Annotated in this window: 24 protein-coding genes; 10 read left to right on the forward strand and 14 right to left on the reverse strand. The window is 40.7% G+C overall.

From position 1 onward, the window contains the following. Nucleotides 1-69: 69 nt before the first annotated feature. A complete protein-coding gene (locus A7P55_RS01615; protein ID WP_005201593.1) occupies nucleotides 70-771 on the reverse strand; it encodes a M23 family metallopeptidase in 702 nt (233 codons plus the stop codon). Nucleotides 772-876: 105 nt separating this feature from the next. Between A7P55_RS01615 and A7P55_RS01620 the strand changes: the two genes are divergently transcribed. Then, nucleotides 877-1,317 (forward strand): hypothetical protein, encoded by a 441-nt coding sequence (locus A7P55_RS01620; protein ID WP_004803613.1) that lies wholly within the window; start codon nucleotides 877-879, stop codon nucleotides 1,315-1,317. A gap of 98 nt (nucleotides 1,318-1,415) precedes the next feature. On the opposite strand, the gene lpxC is transcribed toward A7P55_RS01620, so the two are convergent. The 9 genes from lpxC to A7P55_RS01665 all read right to left on the reverse strand — a co-directional run bounded on the left by lpxC (nucleotide 1,416) and on the right by A7P55_RS01665 (nucleotide 11,420). Continuing rightward, a complete protein-coding gene (gene lpxC / locus A7P55_RS01625; RefSeq protein WP_004803611.1) occupies nucleotides 1,416-2,318 on the reverse strand; it encodes a UDP-3-O-acyl-N-acetylglucosamine deacetylase in 903 nt (300 codons plus the stop codon). A 111-nt stretch (nucleotides 2,319-2,429) separates the two neighbouring features. Continuing rightward, nucleotides 2,430-3,611: a cell division protein FtsZ gene (gene ftsZ / locus A7P55_RS01630; protein WP_171550853.1), complete on the reverse strand. Its 1,182-nt coding sequence runs from the start codon at nucleotides 3,609-3,611 to the stop codon at nucleotides 2,430-2,432. 164 nt (nucleotides 3,612-3,775) lie between these two features. Continuing rightward, nucleotides 3,776-5,038, reverse strand: a complete 1,263-nt coding sequence (gene ftsA / locus A7P55_RS01635) for a cell division protein FtsA (protein ID WP_171550854.1) — start codon at nucleotides 5,036-5,038, stop codon at nucleotides 3,776-3,778. A gap of 61 nt (nucleotides 5,039-5,099) precedes the next feature. After that, on the reverse strand, nucleotides 5,100-5,957 hold the full coding sequence (locus A7P55_RS01640) for a cell division protein FtsQ/DivIB (RefSeq protein ID WP_171550855.1): 858 nt from the start codon (nucleotides 5,955-5,957) through the stop codon (nucleotides 5,100-5,102). A gap of 6 nt (nucleotides 5,958-5,963) precedes the next feature. Next, on the reverse strand, nucleotides 5,964-6,890 hold the full coding sequence (locus A7P55_RS01645; protein ID WP_171550856.1) for a D-alanine--D-alanine ligase: 927 nt from the start codon (nucleotides 6,888-6,890) through the stop codon (nucleotides 5,964-5,966). 91 nt (nucleotides 6,891-6,981) lie between these two features. Next, a complete protein-coding gene (gene murC, locus A7P55_RS01650; protein ID WP_171550857.1) occupies nucleotides 6,982-8,433 on the reverse strand; it encodes a UDP-N-acetylmuramate--L-alanine ligase in 1,452 nt (483 codons plus the stop codon). 13 nt (nucleotides 8,434-8,446) lie between these two features. Beyond that, nucleotides 8,447-9,544: an undecaprenyldiphospho-muramoylpentapeptide beta-N-acetylglucosaminyltransferase gene (murG, locus tag A7P55_RS01655; protein WP_171550858.1), complete on the reverse strand. Its 1,098-nt coding sequence runs from the start codon at nucleotides 9,542-9,544 to the stop codon at nucleotides 8,447-8,449. Nucleotides 9,545-9,770: 226 nt separating this feature from the next. Continuing rightward, the gene (gshB, locus tag A7P55_RS01660) at nucleotides 9,771-10,715 is read right to left on the reverse strand and encodes a glutathione synthase (protein WP_005201597.1); all 945 of its coding nucleotides are present in this window, start codon (nucleotides 10,713-10,715) and stop codon (nucleotides 9,771-9,773) included. Between the two features lie 225 nt (nucleotides 10,716-10,940). Then, the gene (locus tag A7P55_RS01665; RefSeq protein ID WP_171550859.1) at nucleotides 10,941-11,420 is read right to left on the reverse strand and encodes a glutathione peroxidase; all 480 of its coding nucleotides are present in this window, start codon (nucleotides 11,418-11,420) and stop codon (nucleotides 10,941-10,943) included. Between the two features lie 178 nt (nucleotides 11,421-11,598). On the opposite strand from A7P55_RS01665, the gene A7P55_RS01670 reads away from it, so the two are divergent. Then, nucleotides 11,599-12,051, forward strand: a complete 453-nt coding sequence (locus A7P55_RS01670; protein ID WP_171550860.1) for a MarR family transcriptional regulator — start codon at nucleotides 11,599-11,601, stop codon at nucleotides 12,049-12,051. Then, nucleotides 12,052-12,240 carry a DUF3565 domain-containing protein gene (locus A7P55_RS01675; protein WP_171550861.1) on the forward strand — a complete coding sequence of 63 codons (189 nt, stop codon included), beginning with the start codon at nucleotides 12,052-12,054 and terminating at the stop codon, nucleotides 12,238-12,240. A gap of 92 nt (nucleotides 12,241-12,332) precedes the next feature. On the opposite strand, the gene A7P55_RS01680 is transcribed toward A7P55_RS01675, so the two are convergent. After that, nucleotides 12,333-13,142, reverse strand: coding sequence for a toll/interleukin-1 receptor domain-containing protein (locus A7P55_RS01680; RefSeq protein WP_171550862.1), 810 nt, complete (start codon nucleotides 13,140-13,142; stop codon nucleotides 12,333-12,335). 92 nt (nucleotides 13,143-13,234) lie between these two features. Here A7P55_RS01680 and A7P55_RS01685 point away from each other — a divergent pair, with 92 nt between their 5' ends. Together A7P55_RS01685 and A7P55_RS01690 are read left to right on the forward strand one after the other, a co-directional pair. Continuing rightward, nucleotides 13,235-13,702: a TIR domain-containing protein gene (locus A7P55_RS01685; protein ID WP_171550863.1), complete on the forward strand. Its 468-nt coding sequence runs from the start codon at nucleotides 13,235-13,237 to the stop codon at nucleotides 13,700-13,702. Further along, on the forward strand, nucleotides 13,699-14,574 hold the full coding sequence (locus A7P55_RS01690; RefSeq protein WP_171550864.1) for a DUF4231 domain-containing protein: 876 nt from the start codon (nucleotides 13,699-13,701) through the stop codon (nucleotides 14,572-14,574). Before A7P55_RS01685 ends, A7P55_RS01690 begins: the two co-directional genes overlap by 4 nt. A gap of 65 nt (nucleotides 14,575-14,639) precedes the next feature. On the opposite strand, the gene A7P55_RS01695 is transcribed toward A7P55_RS01690, so the two are convergent. Then, a complete protein-coding gene (locus tag A7P55_RS01695; RefSeq protein ID WP_171550865.1) occupies nucleotides 14,640-15,338 on the reverse strand; it encodes a toll/interleukin-1 receptor domain-containing protein in 699 nt (232 codons plus the stop codon). A 284-nt stretch (nucleotides 15,339-15,622) separates the two neighbouring features. On the opposite strand from A7P55_RS01695, the gene A7P55_RS01700 reads away from it, so the two are divergent. Beyond that, nucleotides 15,623-16,342 (forward strand): SDR family oxidoreductase, encoded by a 720-nt coding sequence (locus A7P55_RS01700; protein WP_171550866.1) that lies wholly within the window; start codon nucleotides 15,623-15,625, stop codon nucleotides 16,340-16,342. A 114-nt stretch (nucleotides 16,343-16,456) separates the two neighbouring features. Next, nucleotides 16,457-16,954, forward strand: coding sequence for a zinc ribbon domain-containing protein (locus A7P55_RS01705; protein ID WP_289847003.1), 498 nt, complete (start codon nucleotides 16,457-16,459; stop codon nucleotides 16,952-16,954). A 75-nt stretch (nucleotides 16,955-17,029) separates the two neighbouring features. Here the strand turns inward: A7P55_RS01705 and pyrE are convergent, their stop codons facing one another. Next, entirely contained in the window at nucleotides 17,030-17,680 is a 651-nt protein-coding gene (pyrE, locus tag A7P55_RS01710) for an orotate phosphoribosyltransferase (RefSeq protein WP_004657130.1), read from the reverse strand. A 41-nt stretch (nucleotides 17,681-17,721) separates the two neighbouring features. On the opposite strand from pyrE, the gene A7P55_RS01715 reads away from it, so the two are divergent. Both A7P55_RS01715 and A7P55_RS01720 read left to right on the forward strand, forming a co-directional pair. Continuing rightward, nucleotides 17,722-18,546 carry an exodeoxyribonuclease III gene (locus A7P55_RS01715; protein WP_171550868.1) on the forward strand — a complete coding sequence of 275 codons (825 nt, stop codon included), beginning with the start codon at nucleotides 17,722-17,724 and terminating at the stop codon, nucleotides 18,544-18,546. 437 nt (nucleotides 18,547-18,983) lie between these two features. Continuing rightward, nucleotides 18,984-19,334 carry an arsenate reductase gene (locus A7P55_RS01720; RefSeq protein WP_171550869.1) on the forward strand — a complete coding sequence of 117 codons (351 nt, stop codon included), beginning with the start codon at nucleotides 18,984-18,986 and terminating at the stop codon, nucleotides 19,332-19,334. Nucleotides 19,335-19,401: 67 nt separating this feature from the next. On the opposite strand, the gene A7P55_RS01725 is transcribed toward A7P55_RS01720, so the two are convergent. Further along, the gene (locus tag A7P55_RS01725) at nucleotides 19,402-19,839 is read right to left on the reverse strand and encodes a DUF2147 domain-containing protein (protein WP_004803572.1); all 438 of its coding nucleotides are present in this window, start codon (nucleotides 19,837-19,839) and stop codon (nucleotides 19,402-19,404) included. Nucleotides 19,840-20,043: 204 nt separating this feature from the next. Between A7P55_RS01725 and A7P55_RS01730 the strand changes: the two genes are divergently transcribed. Further along, nucleotides 20,044-20,955 (forward strand): alpha/beta hydrolase, encoded by a 912-nt coding sequence (locus A7P55_RS01730; protein ID WP_171550870.1) that lies wholly within the window; start codon nucleotides 20,044-20,046, stop codon nucleotides 20,953-20,955. The last annotated feature ends 63 nt before the right edge of the window (nucleotides 20,956-21,018 follow it).

The raw sequence follows: 21,018 nt of genomic DNA on the forward strand, positions 1-21,018 counted from the left end.
AAACACATAAAAAATCGCCAATAAAGGCGATTTTTTTGAATATTTATATACAACTGTTAACAAATTACATTAAGGCAACATTGCTAAGTAAGTTGATGGATTTTTACGTTGGCCATCTTTTACAACTTCAAAGTGTAAATGTGGTCCAGTACAACGACCTGTACAACCGACATTGGCAATATGCTCACCAGCACTGACGCGATCACCCGCATTCACGATTAAACGTGATGCATGGGCATAACGAGTGATATAGCCATTACCATGATCAATCTCGACATACTGACCATAGCCTGTACCCCAACCCGACTTCGTCACGACACCAGGGCCAGTTGAGTAAATTGGCGTACCAGAGGGTGCAGCAAGATCAACACCAGAGTGATGACGTGTTGAACCTAATAGGGTGCGGTTACCCCAAGAAGAGCTGACTCGACCTTCTTGCAATGGATGACTCACCAACCAAGAATAACCGGTATTTGCAGAGAATGAAGGGGCGTTGTCTTGAGATGAAATCGCTGAACGACCATATTTCTTCTCAATCGTTGCATTGTTCAATTCAATGGTTTTTTCACGTAATTTAACTGAGACATTCGATACGGCTGGCAGATCCATATCAGCAGAATGAGTATAAGAACCTTGAGCTAAGGTTTTTGATAATTGCTCTAAGCGGTCATCACCTGTGGCTTGACCAATGTTCTGATAATCTGCGAAAGCAACCGAAGCAGCTGAAGCAGCCAACGAAAATGCGAGTAAAATACGACGCGTATGATGCATAAAAAACCTCTTGAAACCGTCCTTCAAACGTTCCTTTATCATCTGTTCCTTGATAACAGCTGAAGCAAACGCTTAAGATGGACACATCACCTCCGAGGAAGTTCTATGTCTGACCCTAACAACGTTTTCCAACAGAAAGGACAACACATAAAAACTGGAAACTTAACGTTTCTGACGACGCAAGTCACACAATGGAAACAACTTACGAAAATTATTCAACCTTTACTGCCCCAACCAGAGCAATGGCAGGTTGTTTGTTATCAACATGGTGTGTTGATCATCACTGGTGAAAATCAAGCAATGATTAGTCAACTCAGCTATTTACAAAGCCACTATGTTGCGCAGTTAGCTCAACTCGAAGGACTCAAGGAATTACGAAAAATTCAAGTTCGGTTAAGAAACAAAACAGTTGTCTCTCGTGAACCCTCTCCCCCAACAAAAACACTAACATCAGAGACCCAAGAGCAATTGCGCAGCGCCGCTGAATATGTGAGCGACCCTAAGCTTAGCCAAGCTTTACTACGTTTGGCAAGCAATAAAAAGTAAACTTCATATATTAAGTGTTGGAATACACACTCTTTTTATGTGACAAAATTCTCATATTCATTTGTTATAATATAACATAGGCAATAAAAGACAATGACTTATGTCACACTCACATAAGGAATTGGACAATCACTCTCGTTATTAAATGTTACAATTTCATAGCTGCTTGGATCGTTTTGAACATTGCGTAATAGCTGATTATTCAGCGCATGTCCCGATTTATAACCATCAAACTTGGCAATAATTTGATGTCCAAGCAAATATAAGTCACCGACCGCATCTAGAATTTTATGACGTACAAACTCGTCGGCAAAGCGTAAACCTTCTTCATTGACCACACCTGTGTCATCAACACCAATCGCATTTTCAAGACTCGCACCTAAAGCCAGATTATTGGCTTTTAAATAGTCCAAATCTTTCATAAAGCCAAAAGTTCGCGCCTCACTCACTTCGTAGACGAAAGTTTCCGTCGAGAAGTCGATCGTGGCTGACTGATATTCTTTGGCAAAGGCAGGATGATCAAAATCGATCGTAAAGTTCAGCTGAAAACCTGAATGTGGTGAAAAAATGGCCTTCTTGTCATCAATTAAAGCCTCAACAGGCTTTAAAATGCGAATGAACTTCTTTGGCGCGTCTTGCTCCGCCAATTCACCTTGCATCAATAAATAAATAAAAGGCCCTGCACTGCCGTCCATAATCGGTACTTCGGATGCAGAGACTTCAACAATCAGATTATCAATCCCCAGTCCTGCAATCGCACTCATGACATGCTCAATCGTACCGACTTTAATATCTTCACGGACCAGATTCGAGCACATAAAGGCTTCTTGAATCAATAAAGCATTGGCTGGAAGGTCAATCGGGGGATTTAAGTCGATACGGCGAAAGACAATACCTCCATCAATATGATGTGGAACAAAATTAATCAGCACCTTTTGACCACTGTGCAGACCAATACCGCTCGCTTTCACCACACGTTTGAGAGTACGTTGTTTCAACATGCCATACCAACTTCATTTGCAAAAACCGATATAACTTAGCATATTTTGCCATTTTAAAAAAATAAAAAAGGGGGTAATTACTTACCCCCTTTCTCTAAATATATGATTTTATTATTTACGCTGTTGATTTTTCAGATAGTCTTGAATGCTCATTGGCGATGAACGTGGCGTAGAACTTGCTGTTGCGCCCACTGGTGCATCCGTATTTGCACGTTTGCTGATCGCAGGAACATCATCTTCATCAATTGGTTGCTGAGCCGCTTGAGCAGACGGTGCATGTGAAACTACAGCACGTCTTTTCTGATCAACTTCACTTGCATTACGCGTTAAGCCTGTTGCAATAACAGTCACACGAAGCTCATCACGCGCATCCGGATCAAATACTGTACCGTAGAAGATCTCACCTTCATCCAAATCAACGATCTGGTTGACGACATCCGTAATAATTTCAGTTTCACGCAGGGTAATATCATCCCCACCCGTAATGTTAATTAATACGCCTTTTGCATTAATAATATTCACATTATCAAGCAATGGGCTACGAATTGCCTGTTCAGCAGCTTGACGAGCACGATCTTCACCACGACCTAAACCCGCACCCATCATGGCATAACCACGGGTACTCATGGCTGTTTTCAAGTCAGCAAAGTCAAGGTTAATATGACCACGGTTTACCACAAGATCAAAAATACTACGTACTGCATTCAGCAACACATCATCTGCCTTTTTATAGGCATCTTTCATTGAAATATCACCATAAACGCTGAGTAAGCGCTGGTTTGGAATGATGATCAATGAATCAACATGTGCTTCTAAGGCATCAATACCCTTTTCAGCAGACTTTTGACGACGACGGCCTTCAAAGTTAAATGGTGTAGTTACCACACCTACGGTCAGGATACCCATCTCTTTGGCAACTTCTGCAACCACTGGTGCAGCACCTGTACCTGTACCACCACCCATGCCGGCAGTGACAAACACCATGTCAGTACCTTCAAGATGCTGACGAATCACTTCACGACTTTCTTCCGCTGCGATTTGACCCACTTCTGGATTCGCGCCTGCACCTAAACCACGTGTACTTTGTTCACCCAATTGAATTTTGAATGGAGCGTTCATGCTATCCAATGCTTGTTTGTCTGTATTTGCACAAACGAACTTTACACCTTGGATATCAGATTGCGCCATGTGCTGCACGGCATTACCGCCACCACCACCAACGCCAAATACTGTGAAACGGGCTTGACCGTTGCCATTGTCTAGTTCATCTTCTATAAATTCAAATGAGGCCATGACCTTTAGATTTCCTAATATTAATGGCAGTTACTTCAGCCCGTTACTGCCCTGATTTTTAAACAACTGATGTTTAGGATGCTGTTCAATAATCGCTAGCTTGTCAAGTACAGTGGCAAATTTAGAACAACTTCCTAACAAATTTTCCCAAAAATAACTACAACTTAAAAGATGGCCTTTAATTTGCTATTTAATGCATTCCAACCATTGGCAACACGATCAACAAAACTACGATCACTTGCTTCTTCTGGCTCTTCAACCGTATCTTGCAAATCACTTTGGCTAAACATTAACAAGCCAGATGCGGTTGCGTACATTGAACGACGCAATGCAGCTAAATGCTGATCATCTGCATAAACCTGTAATGGCGGGTTGCCCAAATGCGCAGACACCCCCAACATTCGACGCGCCAAATTCACCATCCCTTCAATTTGACATGCATCACCTGTCAGTACCACACCATGATAGAGACCGTGAATTGCGCCGCTATGTTCCAATTCTTCACGGATTAAAGTGAAGATTTCTTCATAACGCGCAATGATGATTTCTGCAAGCTCAATACGACTGATGGTTTGCGTACCATCAATCCCCTGCACCTGAATCATGTGATCAGGTTTCACCCCACTCAAGTCAACACAACCGTGTAAAATCTTGATGCGTTCCGCTTCTTCAGTCGTGGTCTGCAAAACGGCAGCAATATCACGCGTCACATTCTCACCACCACGTGGCAAGGTCCGTGCTAAAGCCAAACGGCCATCTAGATACACCGCGATATTGGTAATACCTGCACCAATGTCAACCAGACATACACCATATTCTTTTTCATCTTTGAGCAGACTCGCTTCAGCAGTTGCCAGGCAAGACACCACCATTTTCTCCACCCCGATATTGGCCCCTTTCATGGCCCGATCAAGGTTTTGCATGGTGCTGATCGGCATCATCATCAATTGATAATGACCCGTCATACTATGCGCCGACATATTGACTGGGTTTTGTACCCATTCTGCTGAATCACCCAACTCAAAGCCCAATGGCACAGCACTGGCAAGATAATAATCTGGCGATACATGACTGGCTTTGGCCAACTCTAGCGCGCGCACCACTTCATTTGTCGTAATAATATGATCGTGGTTGGCAACAGGTGTACGGCCTGAAGCATAAAAACTTTGTAATTCAGTACTTGGAATCGACACCCACGCACTATGAATACGACACTCAGCCATATCCTCGGCTTCGGATACCGCATTCTTAATCGCCGCAATGACCTTGTCTAAGCTAACAATCTTGCCTTTAACCATACCTCGGTTGCGAGCAGTTGCCATGCCAATGACTTGGATCTTATCTGGTGCATGGATCTTACCAATCAAAACTGAGACTTTATGAGTCCCAATATCAATCGCAACAACTGAGGGAACAGCTTCACTCATTACTTCAATACCATATCTTTAGTGTTGTTTAGGACGATTGCCCTTTATTTTAAGCCACGTATTATGGCTTTGCCTGAATTGCCCCTGCAAGGCTTGTGTCATCAATCGTTACAACTAACTGACCGTTGACAATCTTCGGCGGAGATGCGTTTTTCCACTGAATGGCAAGACCATTCCGATAACGCAAATCAATTGCCGTGATTTTTGACCATACAGGTTTTAAATCCGTTTGTGCCAAATGGCTTAAGCGTTGCAGCTTATTCATGGTCTGATCTTGGTCTACAATAATCCGTAAGCCCGAATCAAACTGCATGAACCACGTCATACGCTCGGTTAAATACAATTCTTTTAATCTCAAATTCGCTGGATGAAATAACTGATTAATTTCATTATAGCGACGCATCATCATTTTGGATTGGCTGGCTGGCCCATGTAAAAGCGGCAAGTTTGGATGTGCGGTTGGCACAGCCTCACTAAATACATCGCCATTGTCACTGAGCAAACGCCCTGTTCCCCAACGTGCAATCGCATGGCGCGGCATCACCCGTACCCGAATTGCATTTGGCCAAGCCCGTGACACCACCACACGATCAACCCATGACACTTTTAACGCTTGATCTCGAATTTGTTCTAAATCTGAAGTGAAATAGTTATCTTTAATAATTGGACTCAGATATTGAACCAACTGTTGGTTCTCAATATCAGAATTGGTTCCAACCACCTGCAACTGCGCCGCTCTTGCATCGGTCATGACTTTATATAAGCCAAACAAACCCAATCCCAAAACAGCAAACGCAATCACCAGCAAGATCCAACCGCCCGCATTCACCATTTTTTGTTTAGGCGAAGGCGGTTTCTCGTGAATCGAGCTAATGGCTGGCCGCGTTTTACGGCGCATCGAGGCAGGAAGCTGAGCCATAAATCGTTAAGCCGACGTAGCTAAGGTTTGCTCTAAAATCGCAACACAGAGCTGATCAAAACTATAACCTACAGCTTGCGCTGCTTTTGGCACTAAAGAGTGACTGGTCATTCCCGGAACAGTATTCACTTCCAACAACCAGAAGGTACCTTGCTCGTCTTGCATCGCATCAATACGACCCCAACCTTCAGCACCGACCGCTTGGAAAGCACGTAAGCACAATGCTTGTAAGCTTTTCTCTTCTGACTCGCTTAGACCACAAGGAATGCCATATTCCACATCATTACGCTGATACTTTGCTTCATAGTCATAGAAGGCAACGTCTGCGGGTGGTTGTAAACGAATCACCGGTAATGGCTGACCATTCAAGAATGAAATGGTGAATTCACGACCTGTGATCCATTTTTCTGCCATCACCACTGCATCATGCTGCGTCGCTTTCTCAATCGCTGCAGCAAAGTCTTCAGCTTTTTCAACCTTACTCATGCCGACACTTGAGCCTTCATGTACAGGTTTGATAATTACTGGCAAGCCCAATTCAGCAATCACTGCATCAAGATCGGTATCTTTAGTGACAATACGATAAGGTGCTGTTGGCAAATCACTGCCTTGCCAGATTTGCTTGGTTTTGACTTTATCCATGCCGATCGCTGAACCTTGCACACCCGTACCAGTATAAGGAAGGTTTAACCACTCCAATACACCTTGGATCTGACCATCTTCACCACCACGACCATGCAATACGATAAAAGCACGATCATAAGCAACCAATTCAGTCACACTACGATCTTGTGGGTCAAATGCTTCTGCCTGAACGCCCGAACGTAATAACGCCTCTAAAACAGCTTGACCGCTGTCCAATGACACAGCACGCTCAGCCGACTTCCCACCAAACAACACAGCAACTTTGCCGAATTTTGCAGCATTTGACACGTTTATATCCTTAAAAAAACTTCATATATTCTATTAAATCCCTCCCCACCTCCCTTTTCAAAGGGAGGAGTTCCCCCTTTAACAAAGGGGGTTAGGGGGATTTGGCATACAAGCGATGCTGAGCCAATTCTACCGAAATTGCGCCAACGTTACCCGCGCCTTGTGTTAATAACAGGTCATTTGCTTGTAACACTTTTTGTAAAACGTTCGGTAAATTGCCTTCCACTGGATCAACCAAAATCGGTTCAACATCACCACGTAGACGGATACTACGCGCTAAAGCACGACTATCAGCGCCCACAATCGGCTTTTCACCTGCTGGATAAACTTCCAGTAACAACAACTGATCCACCTGTGATAACACATCGACAAAGTCATCAAAACAATCACGGGTACGGCTAAAACGGTGCGGCTGGAACAGCATCACTAAACGACGGTCTGGATGGCTGGCACGCGCTGCCTTAATGGTTGCTTCAACTTCTTTTGGATGGTGACCATAGTCATCCACCAATTTCACCAAGCCTTCATCAACCTCAAATTCACCCTGAACTTGGAAGCGACGACCTACCCCACTAAAACCTTCTAAGGCACGGCAAATCGCGCCATCAGACACGCCTTCATCAGTTGCTACACCAATCGCAGCCAATGCATTCAAGACATTATGCAAGCCAGGTTGATTAATGGTGACACGCAATGGCTCACGGTCTTTACGCAATACGGTAAAGTGCGACTGCATACCTTCTTGTGCAACATCCACCGCACGGATGTCATTATCTTCAGCAAAACCATAGGTCAACACTGGACGACCAACACGTGGCAGAATCTCACGAATATTGGCATCATCGCCACAAACCACAGCCAAGCCGTAGAATGGCAAGTTATGTAAGAACTGGATAAAGGTATCTTTTAACTTATCAAAACTGCCTTCATAAGTATCCATGTGATCCGCATCGATATTGGTCACGATCGCAGCCATCGGTTGCAAATACAAGAATGAAGCATCTGACTCATCCGCTTCTGCCACGATAAAACGACTTTCACCGAGTGCAGCATTCACACCTGTACTATTTAGCAAACCACCAATCACATACGTCGGATCAAGGTTTTCTTCTGCCAACATGGTGGTCAATAAGCTTGTCGTTGTGGTTTTACCATGTGTTCCCGCAACCGCAATCCCGTGGCGGTAACGCATCAACTCACCCAACATTTCCGCACGGCGTACAATCGGGGTACGTTGTTCAATCGCTGCTTTAATCTCTGGATTTTCAGGATCAATCGCAGTCGACACCACCAATACATTGGCATTTTTAATATTGTCAGCCGAGTGACCAATAAATACTTTAATCCCATTGGCTTCGAGTTGAGCCGTTGTTTTCGACGCTTTAATGTCTGAGCCTGAAATTTTATAACCTTGGTTACTCAATACTTCGGCAATACCGCACATCCCCGCACCACCAATACCAACAAAGTGGATATTTTTAATACGGCGCATTTCTGGCACTTTAATCAGCTTTTTGGCTTGGCTTGGATTTGTAGGAGACATAGATAAACTCGAATTACAATTTTTTAATCAGATCAACCACATGCTGTGTTGCATTCGGTTGTGCTTGTTGACGTGCTTTAACTGCCATTTCAGACAGGAGTTGGCGATTTAATAAGGTTGCTAACAACTCATCCAAAACAGCAGGTGTCATGTCTGCTTGCTGGCAAATCTTGGCAGCACCCGCATTGGCCAAAAATTTCGCATTTGCGGTTTGGTGGTCATCTACCGCAATCGGTAAAGGAACAAAGATTGCAGCCAAACCTGCGGTTGCCACTTCTGTTACCGTTAAAGCACCAGCACGGCAAATAATCAAATCGGCTTCACTATAGGCCTTGGCCATATCCTGAATAAAAGGTTCAACCTGAATATTCAAACTGGCAGGGGCATCTTGATACAGGGCACGTGTGGCATCTTGCTTGTTTTGACCACATTGATGGAACACCTTGAGCGGTACAGTGACCTTTTTCAAGGCCTCAGGCAAACGCTCATTCAGTGCCTGTGCACCCAGTGAACCACCCACAATCAAAATATTCAGTGGCAGTTGTTCTTGTTCGCGAGTTTGATAGCGCCAAGAAGGATTCAAAATCGCAGTGATTTCCGCACGTACCGGATTGCCGGTGGTCACGACTTTATCACTGTTTGGGAAGGTATTTGGAAATGCCTGACATACGGTCTTGGCAATACGTGCCAATTGAGTGTTGGTAAAGCCTGCAATCGCATTTTGCTCATGAATCACCACAGGAATACCGAGTAAACGTGCAGCCAAACCACCTGGACCCGCCACATAACCACCGAAACCCGCCACAGCATCAATCTTGAGCTGTTTCATATAGCGCATAGCGCTGAGCGTGGCTTTTAAAATTTTAAACGGTGCACTGAGTTTACGGACCAGACCATTGCCGCGCACACCTTGAATATCAATTTGATAAATCGGAATATTTTGATCTTTCAACAACCGATTTTCCATTCCTGTCGGGGTCGCCAACCATGAGACCTGACAGCCTTCTTGTTGCAGTTGTCTAGCAACAGCAAGTGCAGGAAAAACGTGTCCACCTGTACCAGCGGCCATCATCATGACATGTTTAGGTTTGTTTTCTGGGGAATTGGTCACAGTCTAATTCTTCAACTCAAAAAAGAAGGTTATCGTCTATTGTTTTCGGCAGTTATTTTAATCCTAAAGCTTCATTCACGAAAAGCGAATTTCACCTGTTTACAACAGAAAGCTGGGCTTTTTTCGATTCTTTGTTAAAAACAAGGTTCTGCCGATATACAAAAGCCCGTTTGCCTGCCAATTATGCTGACATTCAAACGGGCAATTCGGTCAAAAATACAACTTTTTAGTTTTTACGACCGGCTTCTAAAACATCAAAAAGATCATCGGCAATTGACGTCCCAAACTGTGCATCAATCTCACGGATACAGGTTGGACTAGTGACGTTAATTTCAGTCACATAATTGCCAATCACATCCAAACCAACAAAGACCAGCCCTTTTTCACGTAGGAATGGACCGACTTTTGCCGCAATCAATTTATCATTTTCAGTCAGTGGACGGGCCTGACCTAAACCACCAGCGGCCAAGTTACCCCGCACTTCACCATTTTGTGGAATACGCGCCAAGCAATATGGAATCGGCTCACCATTGACCATCAAGATGCGTTTATCACCTTCCACAATTTCAGGGATATAACGTTGCGCCATGATTGGACGGGTGCCCATTTCCGTAAGCATTTCCAAAGTCGAACCAATGTTCACGCCATCTTGGTATAGGCGGAAAATCCCCATGCCACCCATGCCATCCAAAGGCTTTACAATCACATCACCATGTTCTTTGATAAATTCACGAATCAGACTTTGTTGAGAGGTCACCAAAGTGGGTACTTGTAGTTCTGGGAACTGCGTGGCAAATAACTTTTCATTACAGTCACGTAGCGATTGTGGTTTATTGATAATCCACACACCTTCACGCTCGGCCTGTTCTAAAATATAAGTGGTATAGACAAAGTTCATGTCGAATGGCGGGTCTTTACGCATCAACACCACATCGTAATCCGCCAAAGATTCTTTGCGCTGCTCGCCCAACTCATAGTAATGGTTATAGTCTTCAAATACTTTCAGCGGTGAGATCAGGCCAAAGGCTTTACCTTGGTCGATATATAAATCGTGTTGTAATGCATAGCCCAACTCATGTCCGCGACGGCTGGCCGCCCATAACATTGCCATGGTTGAATCTTTTTTGAGATTCACAGTTTCAATTGGGTCCATCACCACCAGTACACGCATATTCTGACGCTCGTATTTTTAATCTTGGCAAAAAGTATAGCGAAGTTTGCGGTCAATCGTGAAACAAGTTGTATAAATCTTAAAGATTAAAAAATCTATTTTGTTCAAATAATTACAACATATTAAAAATATTCAGCTTTATGATTTAATTTGTTTCGGAAGAGGAAATCACCAGTGGATGCATCGTAGACCAGTCATTTCCATTTTCCTCATTTTCTAGGCTATTTATCGCAAAAGCTTTTGAATATCTTTGGCAATTTTTTCAGGTTTGGTGATTGGGGCATAGCGTTTGACCACTTCACCGTTTTGATTGATCAGAAACTTAGTGAAGTTCCATTTAATGCTGCTGCCTAACAGACCTTTGGCTGCAGAAGTGAGGTATTGATACAAGGGATGTGCGGTTGGACCATTGACATCGACCTTGGCAAACATCGGAAACGATACGCCATAGTTACGTTGGCAGAAGCTGCCAATTTCTTCATTGCTGGATGGATCTTGGTTGGCAAATTGATTACATGGAAAACCAAGAATCACCAGCCCTTGTTGTTGATAGTCCTGATATAACTTTTCCAAACCTTCAAATTGTGGCGTTAGACCACACTGACTCGCCGTATTCACCACCAATAACACTTTGCCTTGGTAATCGGCGAGGTTCTTTTGTTCGCCTTCTAACAGTTCAGCCTGAAAATCATAAATCTTGCTCATAGGTGTTCTCTCTTCGACCCAATGGTGGATGTACTCAAAATCGTTTGCTGAATCATTCAGCTTGCCTATTTAATATTTCACACAATTATCTTGTGTGCAAGTTAATTATACACAATATACTTTTTGCACAATCCCATTTATACTGAATGTTCAACAACCGAGTCGAGGACAAATCATCGTGGCTGACGTTTCATTTTTGGATAACCAAGTGTGTTTTGCCATGTATTCTGCGACCAATGCGATGATTCGCCAATATCGGCCTTTACTTCAGGAATATGATCTAACCTATCCGCAATTTATTGTATTGCTGGCTTTGTATGAGAAAGACAATGTGATGTTGTCTGAAATCGGGCAAAAGACTTTTTTTGATTCCGGAACGCTGACACCGATTATTAAAAAACTCGAAGAAAAGCAGTTTTTAAAACGTGTTGCGGTCAAAGAAGATGAGCGGATGAAAAAAGTGATTTTGCTGGAAAAAGCACTGACTGCAAAAGATGAAATCACCCTGATTCCGTTTAAGCTCGCCTGCTCATTGGGTATGGACCCAAATGATCTGCTGGCGATTCATAACTTATGCCATCGTTTTTTAAAGGGTTTGGAACAATCTAAACTCGAAAGTCTGGAAAATTAAATGCAGCAAGCCATTGTCGGTTTTCATCTCGATGAAGAAGCTCATTGGATAGCTGATCTTGCTTGTGGGCATGGGCAACATGTGCGCCATGATCCGCCGTGGCAAAATCGCCCTTGGGTGTTAAGCGAACAAGGGCGAAGTGAAAAATTAGGGATGATGTTGGAATGTAAGAAGTGTGAGGATGTATAATTTACATAATACCCATTATGTTAAATGCCCCCCCAAAAGGCTTCATTAACAAGATACCTGTCTTTGGAGGCATTACTTTATTAAATTGATTTTTAAGCTAAATTATTAAGATTATCGTTAATAATATCTATTCCCATTTCACGGGATATTTCATTAATTTCTTTAATAGTGAAATTTGGCGAAATTCCTTTATCTGCAAGATTTTCAATAATTATTTCCTTAGGAATACCCTCTCTTACCATCTCAAAAATTCTTCTTTTAGCTTGGTTTGAAGAAAGAATATTTCTCAAATTAGTACTCTGATTTTTTACGGATGATTCAATATTTCTAATTCTTTTATCAAAAGTTCTAGTTGTTTCTAATAGCTCTAACAAAATATTTTCTTCAGTTCTAATGACTGGTTGTAGAGTCTCATTTGAATACCTCTTAAGAATAGCACCAAATTCGGTTTCAAACTTAGGCCAATAAGTTTCAAAAACAGTCTCCAGAATATCATCTCGTAATTTATTTTCTTTTAAAGATTCATTTAATGTATCTATTAAAGCTCTCATATTATCTTTGTTCGGAAGAGTATGGTTGAACTGAGATAAAGGAGGTTCAATATCTGTAGGTTGAAGATCTACTAAAAATGTGCATACTCTAGAGGATGTTAAGCCTCTGGCTAACGATCCAGCTTCGAATAGAATCCAAGGCTTATTTAAATTTTCTTTTGTTAAGCAAATAATTCCTATAGTAGTATGTTGAAGTTGATCAGCAACTTCAGTAAACCAAAGAGCGCCCCGACCAATATGCTTAGTTGAAATCCAAGGATCTACTGCTTGTAAAACGCATCTAATCCATGAATCTAATAATTCTGCCGTTTCTTTGCTCTTGTCTCCAGACCAACTCAAAAAAACTTTCATTTTATCTCACTAGTATTTTAAATTTTAATTATTATATTGATTTTTATACTGATATACTAATTAAAATTTTATTTCTTAGTTTAAGAAAAGTTATGGCATCAAGAGTTTTTTTTAGTTTCAGTAGTTCGGATATAAGTCACTACTATTTAATGAAAGCATGGAAAAAAAATCCTCATACAGATTTTAATTTTATTGATTATCAGCTACCTACTGCAATTCGTTCCGAGAATATTCCATATATTAAGAGAGTTTGTAAGGAGCGAATTGATTCAGTAAGCACATTTGTACTTTTAATAGGTAAGGATACAAAGTTCAAAACTACTTTTGTGAAGTATGAAATTGAATGTGCTGTTAAAAAAGGTTGTAGATTATTTGCTTTAAATCTTAATAATTCTAGAAATTCTGATAATTTATGTCCTGATTTTATTAAAGATTTAGGATTTGTTTTCTTGCCATATTCGCAAAAAGTATTAATGTACTGTTTGGAAAACATTCCTAAACAAGAAGTTGGAAAAAATTATGTATTATCAGATTCTGCATACAAAAAGTTGGGTTTATGAAAGATACAGATTTTCCTAATTGGTTTCAGGTTTCAGATAAGCTTTCAACAAAATATCAGAATCAGTTTTATCGTCTTTATTTTGCACATATTTTGTTCTTAATAGTACTTACAGGAATATCTCTTTATCCAAACGTTACAAAGTGGACTATTTCATTCCAGATTTTCATTGTTGTATGTGTCTTAATCTCATCATTAGGTCTCTTTTTGAATAAGCCAGACAGGAAATGGTATTCTGCGAGATCGTTAGCTGAGTCTATTCGAACTATTACATGGCGTTTTGTAACAAGAGCAGAACCATTTCATGAGGATACTGATATTGCAAAGGTGAAGTTTATTAATTCAATTAAAAAAATAACAAACCAAAATCAAGAGCTGAAGCTTTTAATTTCTGCTGATATCAATGAGGATTTAATTTCATATCGAATGCAAGAATTAAGGAATGGTACTTTACAGAAAAGAAAATCCGCATACCTATCATATAGAATTCAATCACAATTAGACTGGTATAAAAAAAACTCAAGAAAGAATAATTTTAAATCTAATTCATTGTTTTCAATAGTTATTATCCTCAATATAATTGCTGTTGTTCTAGCTGCATCGAGGCTAGGATATGTAGACGAAAAAGTATGGCCAACAGATATAATAGTAACAGCTGCGATAGGTCTAGTCGGTTGGATACAGGTGAAAAAATATTCTGAATTATCAACATCCTATTCATTAACAGCATCAGAAATAACACAAATTAAAATTGATTACTTTTTGTACCCAATAAACAATGAAAAAGCTTTTTCTGATTTTATTGGCGATACAGAAAATGCATTTTCACGTGAACATACTCAATGGTATGCAAGGAAAGATCATTTTTCTTAATGTTTACAAGGCCCTGTTTAGGGGCCTTGTAACAGCATTGAGCAGTAACAACATAATTTAAAAATTTATGGGGCTACTAACTCAGCAAGTTTGGCGGCAATATTTACTATTGGTTCTTCTATAGTACTTAAACCACTTCGAGATCCAAGCAAGGGGCTAACATTACGTAATTCTTCAAAAGTAGTATCATGAACTATTGGAACAAGTAAATCTCGAGCTAAGAGGGCGGAAAGTTCTTTATCAGCAATACCTTCTCCTTTAACACGTTTAAGAAAAGATGGTGTAACCAATACAATGCCAACTCTTGATTTTGCTAAACCTTTGTCTATTTCACGAAGCAATGATGAACCAAGAAGAACATCCTTTTCGCTAAACCAAACAGATACACCATTTGATTCAAGTAAATCATGTAATTCTTTAGCAGCCCCTTTTCTGTCATCCCAAGCATGACAAAGGAAAACATCTCTTAAGTCAGGTATCTCGATACGTTTTGCAACATTATCACGTACAGGAGAAAGAGTTCTAATTTCTTCAGGAGTATAAAATATAGTTGAACCTGCTGGAGACCATCGAGCTTTTACTTTTCCTGATGATTTTCCACTACTGTTAGTACTAGAACTGTTTGAGGGGGTACTATAAGAGGAATATGAACTGTAAGAAGAATATGAGTTATAGCCTCTACTACTGTAACCACCACATGCAGGGCAATTTGCTCTTGCACTTGCTGAACGATGACCATGAACTGGTGCTGTACATCTTGCCATATTTTAAATCTTTCTATAGGTTAATTACTTTATTCTTTTAAAGCATGAAATTTAAACAATTGCAATTAAATAATAAATATTTTTCTTTTATTTATTAACACTCTAACAAGTATGGATATTATATCTTTAATAATATCTACACTACCAATTTAAAAATTTTAACCGTCATAACAGTGAAAAATTTCGTTTTCTATTTTAAACAGTTATAATTCATATACGCCATTGACCTCAAGCCAACTTGAGCTTTTATAGTCATCTTTTAATCTAAAAATACGGATAGATGGATGGATAACTCAAATAAAACGTTTCTCATATACGGCGTCAGTAAAGGTCTAGGCAAAGCCATTGTTCAAGCTGTACCAAAGCCAACAGATACCATCTATGGCGTATCTCGCAGCCAACCACAACAAACTCCAAACTTAAACTGGATTCGTGCTGATCTATCCAAACCAGAGCAGGCTGTAAGCGATGTAAAAACAGCAATTGGACAGAAAAAAATTGATGTACTGATTTACAATGTGGGCATTTGGGAGCAACAAGCTTTTAGCGACAACTATAATTTTGAAGAGGTTTCTGCTGCTGAAATCAACCAAATCATCAATACCAATATCAGCACCTGTATCCTGTCGATTCAATCTCTCATTGAAAATCTCAAACTCTCCGACAACGCCAAAATTATTCTGATCGGCTCCACTTGGGGTGTTGATAATCATAATGGTAAAGAACTTGTTTTCTCCGCTACCAAATTTGCGTTAAGGGGCATTGCGCAATCACTACGAGAAATCTTACGTGAGCACTTGATTGGAGTCAGTGTGCTGAATTTGGGCTATCTAGCCAGTGAATATGAGATTGATAAAGCCACTCAAGACATTTTAGAACAAACCGAATATTCTCTCATCCCTTTAGCCGATGTGATTCAGGCAATTCATTTTATTATTTCAACCAGCAAAGCTAGCTGTATTAAAGAAATCCTGATGCCTGCAATGTTAGATCAGAATGTTTAATAAAATACCGACCAACTCTTCTTTTGGAACAACTTGATATAAAAAAGAGAATAACATGGTAAAAACCTTGAAATACACTCAGATAAAATAGAATAAAAACGGAGTGTTAAGACTATGACGTGTCGTAATTGTGGACACTTGAATATTGATTCATCACAGTTTTGCTCAAACTGTGGAACAAAAATAAATCAGCAAAATAGTAAAACTTACCTTTGGAATCCATCTGCTATTACCAACTGGAGTATTCTGTGTACTCCCATATTTGGCTCTATTCTATATTTAAAAAACTCAGAGGCTTTAGGTAATAAAGACAATATCGCAAAATCAAACAAATGGTTAGCCATTAGCCTCATCGTCTTATGCCTGTCACTATTTGTTATTTATAGTGATTTTAACAATGATCTAGAGTCCAGTATCAGTGGTGCAAATGGATTAGGTTTAGTCTATTTATTTATATGGTATTTTTTCTTTGCAAAGGAACAAATCAATCAAACCAAGAATTTAGGTTATCAGAAAAAATCTTGGATCATCCCCCTCATTCTCGGGATTAGTTTTAGGCTCATCATCTTTTTATCCGCCAGTTATTTCACAAGCCTGCATCAACTGAACTAAGATCAAGAGTTAATCTGATCTGCACCCTATAACAAAAAAGGAAGCCTTCGCTTCCTTTTTCTTTACACCTAAAACTTAGATGCCATATTTTTCACGATACGCCTGCATATTAGCTAAAGCGTCTTTTTCGCCTTTCGCATCCAAATAATCCATCAAATCTTTCATGGTAATGAGAGCATGAACTGGAATTTCGAGTTCTTTTTGCACTTCCTGAATCGCAGAAAGCTGACCTTGTCCACGTTCCTGACGATCTAGCGCCACCAACACACCTGCAATTTCAGCACCCGCATTTTTTAAGATGGTCACCACTTCACGAATCGCCGTCCCCGCAGTGATCACATCATCAATAATCCAGACTTTTTGACCCGCAACCGATGCACCCACCAACACACCGCCTTCACCATGATCTTTGGCTTCTTTACGGTTAAAGCCCCAAGGTACGCTCTTACCATGCACTTGAGACAATGCCACCGCTGTTGCTGCGACAAAAGGAATTCCTTTATACGCTGGGCCAAAAATCACACCGACATTGTCGCATTGTACTAGTTTGTCGGCATAGCCTTGCGCTAACAAAGACAGTGCTTCACCATCGTTTAACAAACCTGCGTTAAAGAAATAAGGACTGACACGGCCTGATTTTAAGGTAAACTCACCAAATTTAAGCACTCCACGTGATAATGCGAGTTCGATAAAAGCTTGCGGATGAAATGACACAGGCGTTGTCATATAAAGTGCTCCAAATTCTTCAATTGAGGTTAAACAGACGTATGATACCAAAGGATAGCTATCCAAGTGATGTAAAAATTCTTCGAGTCGTTTCAATTAACGTAAATGGCTTGCGCTCATCAGTCACCAAAGGCCTGCTCGAATGGTTAGAACAGTCGGGTGCCGATGTGGTGTGTATGCAGGAAAGCCGCATCACCCATGAGCAATGGACCGATAAATTTAAACCTGAAGGCTGGTATACCCACCTGTTCCCTGCTGAACGTGCGGGCTATGCAGGCACAGCGATTTATAGCCGTCTGCCATTCGTATCGGTAAAAGATGGTTTAGGCTTTGAACTCGCCGATTCCCAAGGCCGTTTTATCACCGCTGAATTTGATTTAGGCTTGTCACAAACTGTTCATATTGCCTCGTTATACTTGCCATCAGGATCAAGCGGTGACGAAGCGCAAGCACGCAAAGACGTGTTTTTACAAGAATACGCCAAAATACTCAAACAGTGGCGAGATGAAAATAAATCAATCATTGTCTGTGGGGATTACAATATCGTGCATAAACGCATCGATATTAAAAACTGGTCAGGCAACCAGAAATCTTCTGGGGTTCTGCCACATGAACGTGCTTGGCTCGATCATATGTATGATGAGTTAGGTTATGTGGATAGCTTCCGCGAAGTCCGCCCTGAAGCAGAATTGTATTCATGGTGGTCAAATCGCGGTCAAGCACGTGCGAAAAATGTTGGGTGGCGTATCGACTACCATTCATGCTCTCCAGACTGGAAAGCACGTACAACAAATGCATGGGTCTATAAAGAACAATGGTTTAGTGACCATGCACCCGTGATTATCGACTACAAAATACACGAATAAGTGAACACCTGTTCACTTTTACCGCTTCTTTAGCTTACATAACTTGTCGCTTTTGTATATTTTTATTTCGCATCTAGAACGGCATTATAGCTTCACGGCACAGGGAAGCGGTCAGGATGACCAAAAAGGGATAGGACGCCGTAGGAAGATAAAATAAACTTAGATTAAGTTTATTTGCATGGATGAGACATTGGACGTTGAAATGAGACCCGCATAATCAGGAAGATTATATGCGGGTTTTCTCTTTTCTAAATCTTAGATTTTCTTGCTTTAATTTGTCTTTAGCAGTTCTGCTCAATTCACATGATCATTTTCGTCATTTAATTATTGCTGCATACACCCTACCGATCAACTTAATAAAAAATTTCAACTGGTACACCCCCCTTCTTTTGCGTTAGGCTTTGGCTCATCTCTTTTATTCTTTTATGGTTTTCGCTATGTTTAAAATTTACGGCATTAAAAATTGTAATTCGATGAAAAAAGCCTTTGATGCCTTACAAGCCAACGGCATCAATTACGAATTTCATGATTATAAAAAACAAGGCATTGATGCAGATACTTTAGCGATCTGGTTAAAAGAGATTGGTGCAGACAAAGTACTGAATAAAAAAGGCACCACATGGCGCAAACTCACTGCCGATGAGCAAACACACGCCACCAGCAATGAACAGAACCTGATTGACACCCTGATCGCGCAGCCTAGCCTGATTAAGCGCCCTGTACTGCAAACCCCACAAGGTTTTGTGATTGGCTTTGATGAAGCCACCTATCAAGCTTTATCCGCTTAAACGCTAAAGATGAGCAGAAATAAAAAACCGAGTCTTAGGACCCGGTTTTTTATTATTTAAATCTGGCTTAGTTGGTACGAATCCAAGTTTGGTTACGGCCTAAAGCAGCTACACCGATATAACCACGTAATTTCAGCTTTTTACCACCTTCGATAATTTCAGCTTTCAATTTATAGGTTTTACCATTTTTAGGATCGATAATTGAACCACCATCGTAGTTCACACCACCGACATTTTTCAGGCCATTTACAATAGTCACGCCTTTCAGTGGTTTGTTATGGTAAGTTCCTTCACATTTAGAACAAGCATTTTCCTGGCCTGCTACTAAATATTTTTGAATCGACGCCGTTAACGTTCCATCCTTTTGCTCCGTGAATTTCACGATCGCCTTTGGCTGTTTTGTTTCATCATCAATTGTCTGCCAAACAGTGCCATTCAGCGCATCCGCTGCATTGGCAAAAGTTGTCAAACCGAGCAATCCAAATGCTAAAGCAATTTTCTTCATTTTTGTAATATCCTTAAGGGGTCTTTCAAACTGAAAGTATTGAGAACTTCAATCAATATTGCAATTCTTGATTATGACTATTTGGTATAACCTGAGTAAGAGTGTCATAGTGCACATTTTTTCAGATTTTATCGTCGTGCTTAGACATAGCTTATTTTCAAGAACTTTCTTATTGCTATACTGATCTAACAATATGGAAAAATTATGAAATTTGCTACTGTTTGGAAATATTATTTTACTGAATCCTTACTTAAAGCGACGATTCGGACACCGAGCCAATTTAACTTGGCCCCAAATGCATTACGTCCGTTGCTCGATCAACTGTGCCGTCTCTTTCCCCAAGATCCAACAGTACAAGTCCGCCCCATCCGTTTGGCTGGTGTTCGTGGTGAAGAAATTAAAGCCCAAGCTGCTGCCACACAACTGATTTTCCACATTCATGGTGGTGCTTTTTTCCTTGGTAGTTTAAATACTCATCGTGCCTTGATGACAGATATTGCAGCACGTACTCAAATGCAAGTGATTCATGTTGATTATCCACTCGCACCTGAGCATCCATATCCCGAAGCCATCGATGCGATTTTTGATGTCTATCAAGCACTATTGGTACAAGGCATTAAACCGAAAGATATTATTATCTCAGGTGATTCTTGTGGTGCAAACCTTGCCTTGGCACTGTGTTTGCGTCTCAAACAACAATCTGAACTGATGCCAAGTGGCTTGATTCTGATGTCGCCTTATCTTGATCTCACCTTAACCAGTGAATCGCTACGCTTTAACCAGAAACATGACGCCTTGTTGTCTATTGAGGCCTTACAGGCAGGTATTAATCATTATCTTAGCGATAATATTCAAACCGATGATCCACGTGTTTCACCGTTGTTTGATGATTTAAAAGGGCTTCCACCTACCTTGGTACAAGTCGGCTCTAAAGAAATTCTATTGGATGATTCAAAACGCTTTAGAGAAAAAGCTGAAAAAGCTGATGTCAAAGTTCAGTTCAAGCTGTATACCGGCATGTGGCATAATTTCCAGATGTTTAATGCTTGGTTCCCTGAGGCAAAGCAAGCTTTGGCAGATATCGCAGCGTTTGCGCATGCTCTCGATCGTGACTAAGCAAAACAAAATTGTGTAAAAAATGGTCAGCTATGTCTGACCATTGTCATTCTTAATTCCCTT

The organism is Acinetobacter sp. Ac_5812 (assembly GCF_013072695.1).
Taxonomy (GTDB): Bacteria; Pseudomonadota; Gammaproteobacteria; order Pseudomonadales; family Moraxellaceae; genus Acinetobacter.

Excerpts from the sequence above, each read along its gene's own strand:
- A7P55_RS01615 (WP_005201593.1), bottom strand. The coding sequence starts at position 771 with ATGCATCATACGCGTCGTATTTTACTCGCATTTTCGTTGGCTGCTTCA.
- A7P55_RS01620 (WP_004803613.1), top strand. The coding sequence starts at position 877 with ATGTCTGACCCTAACAACGTTTTCCAACAGAAAGGACAACACATAAAA.
- lpxC (WP_004803611.1), bottom strand. The coding sequence starts at position 2,318 with ATGTTGAAACAACGTACTCTCAAACGTGTGGTGAAAGCGAGCGGTATT.
- ftsZ (WP_171550853.1), bottom strand. The coding sequence starts at position 3,611 with ATGGCCTCATTTGAATTTATAGAAGATGAACTAGACAATGGCAACGGT.
- ftsA (WP_171550854.1), bottom strand. The coding sequence starts at position 5,038 with ATGAGTGAAGCTGTTCCCTCAGTTGTTGCGATTGATATTGGGACTCAT.
- A7P55_RS01640 (WP_171550855.1), bottom strand. The coding sequence starts at position 5,957 with ATGGCTCAGCTTCCTGCCTCGATGCGCCGTAAAACGCGGCCAGCCATT.
- murC (WP_171550857.1), bottom strand. The coding sequence starts at position 8,433 with ATGTCTCCTACAAATCCAAGCCAAGCCAAAAAGCTGATTAAAGTGCCA.
- gshB (WP_005201597.1), bottom strand. The coding sequence starts at position 10,715 with ATGCGTGTACTGGTGGTGATGGACCCAATTGAAACTGTGAATCTCAAA.
- A7P55_RS01665 (WP_171550859.1), bottom strand. The coding sequence starts at position 11,420 with ATGAGCAAGATTTATGATTTTCAGGCTGAACTGTTAGAAGGCGAACAA.
- A7P55_RS01675 (WP_171550861.1), top strand. The coding sequence starts at position 12,052 with ATGCAGCAAGCCATTGTCGGTTTTCATCTCGATGAAGAAGCTCATTGG.
- A7P55_RS01680 (WP_171550862.1), bottom strand. The coding sequence starts at position 13,142 with ATGAAAGTTTTTTTGAGTTGGTCTGGAGACAAGAGCAAAGAAACGGCA.
- A7P55_RS01685 (WP_171550863.1), top strand. The coding sequence starts at position 13,235 with ATGGCATCAAGAGTTTTTTTTAGTTTCAGTAGTTCGGATATAAGTCAC.
- A7P55_RS01690 (WP_171550864.1), top strand. The coding sequence starts at position 13,699 with ATGAAAGATACAGATTTTCCTAATTGGTTTCAGGTTTCAGATAAGCTT.
- A7P55_RS01695 (WP_171550865.1), bottom strand. The coding sequence starts at position 15,338 with ATGGCAAGATGTACAGCACCAGTTCATGGTCATCGTTCAGCAAGTGCA.
- A7P55_RS01700 (WP_171550866.1), top strand. The coding sequence starts at position 15,623 with ATGGATAACTCAAATAAAACGTTTCTCATATACGGCGTCAGTAAAGGT.
- A7P55_RS01705 (WP_289847003.1), top strand. The coding sequence starts at position 16,457 with ATGACGTGTCGTAATTGTGGACACTTGAATATTGATTCATCACAGTTT.
- pyrE (WP_004657130.1), bottom strand. The coding sequence starts at position 17,680 with ATGACAACGCCTGTGTCATTTCATCCGCAAGCTTTTATCGAACTCGCA.
- A7P55_RS01715 (WP_171550868.1), top strand. The coding sequence starts at position 17,722 with ATGATACCAAAGGATAGCTATCCAAGTGATGTAAAAATTCTTCGAGTC.
- A7P55_RS01720 (WP_171550869.1), top strand. The coding sequence starts at position 18,984 with ATGTTTAAAATTTACGGCATTAAAAATTGTAATTCGATGAAAAAAGCC.
- A7P55_RS01725 (WP_004803572.1), bottom strand. The coding sequence starts at position 19,839 with ATGAAGAAAATTGCTTTAGCATTTGGATTGCTCGGTTTGACAACTTTT.
- A7P55_RS01730 (WP_171550870.1), top strand. The coding sequence starts at position 20,044 with ATGAAATTTGCTACTGTTTGGAAATATTATTTTACTGAATCCTTACTT.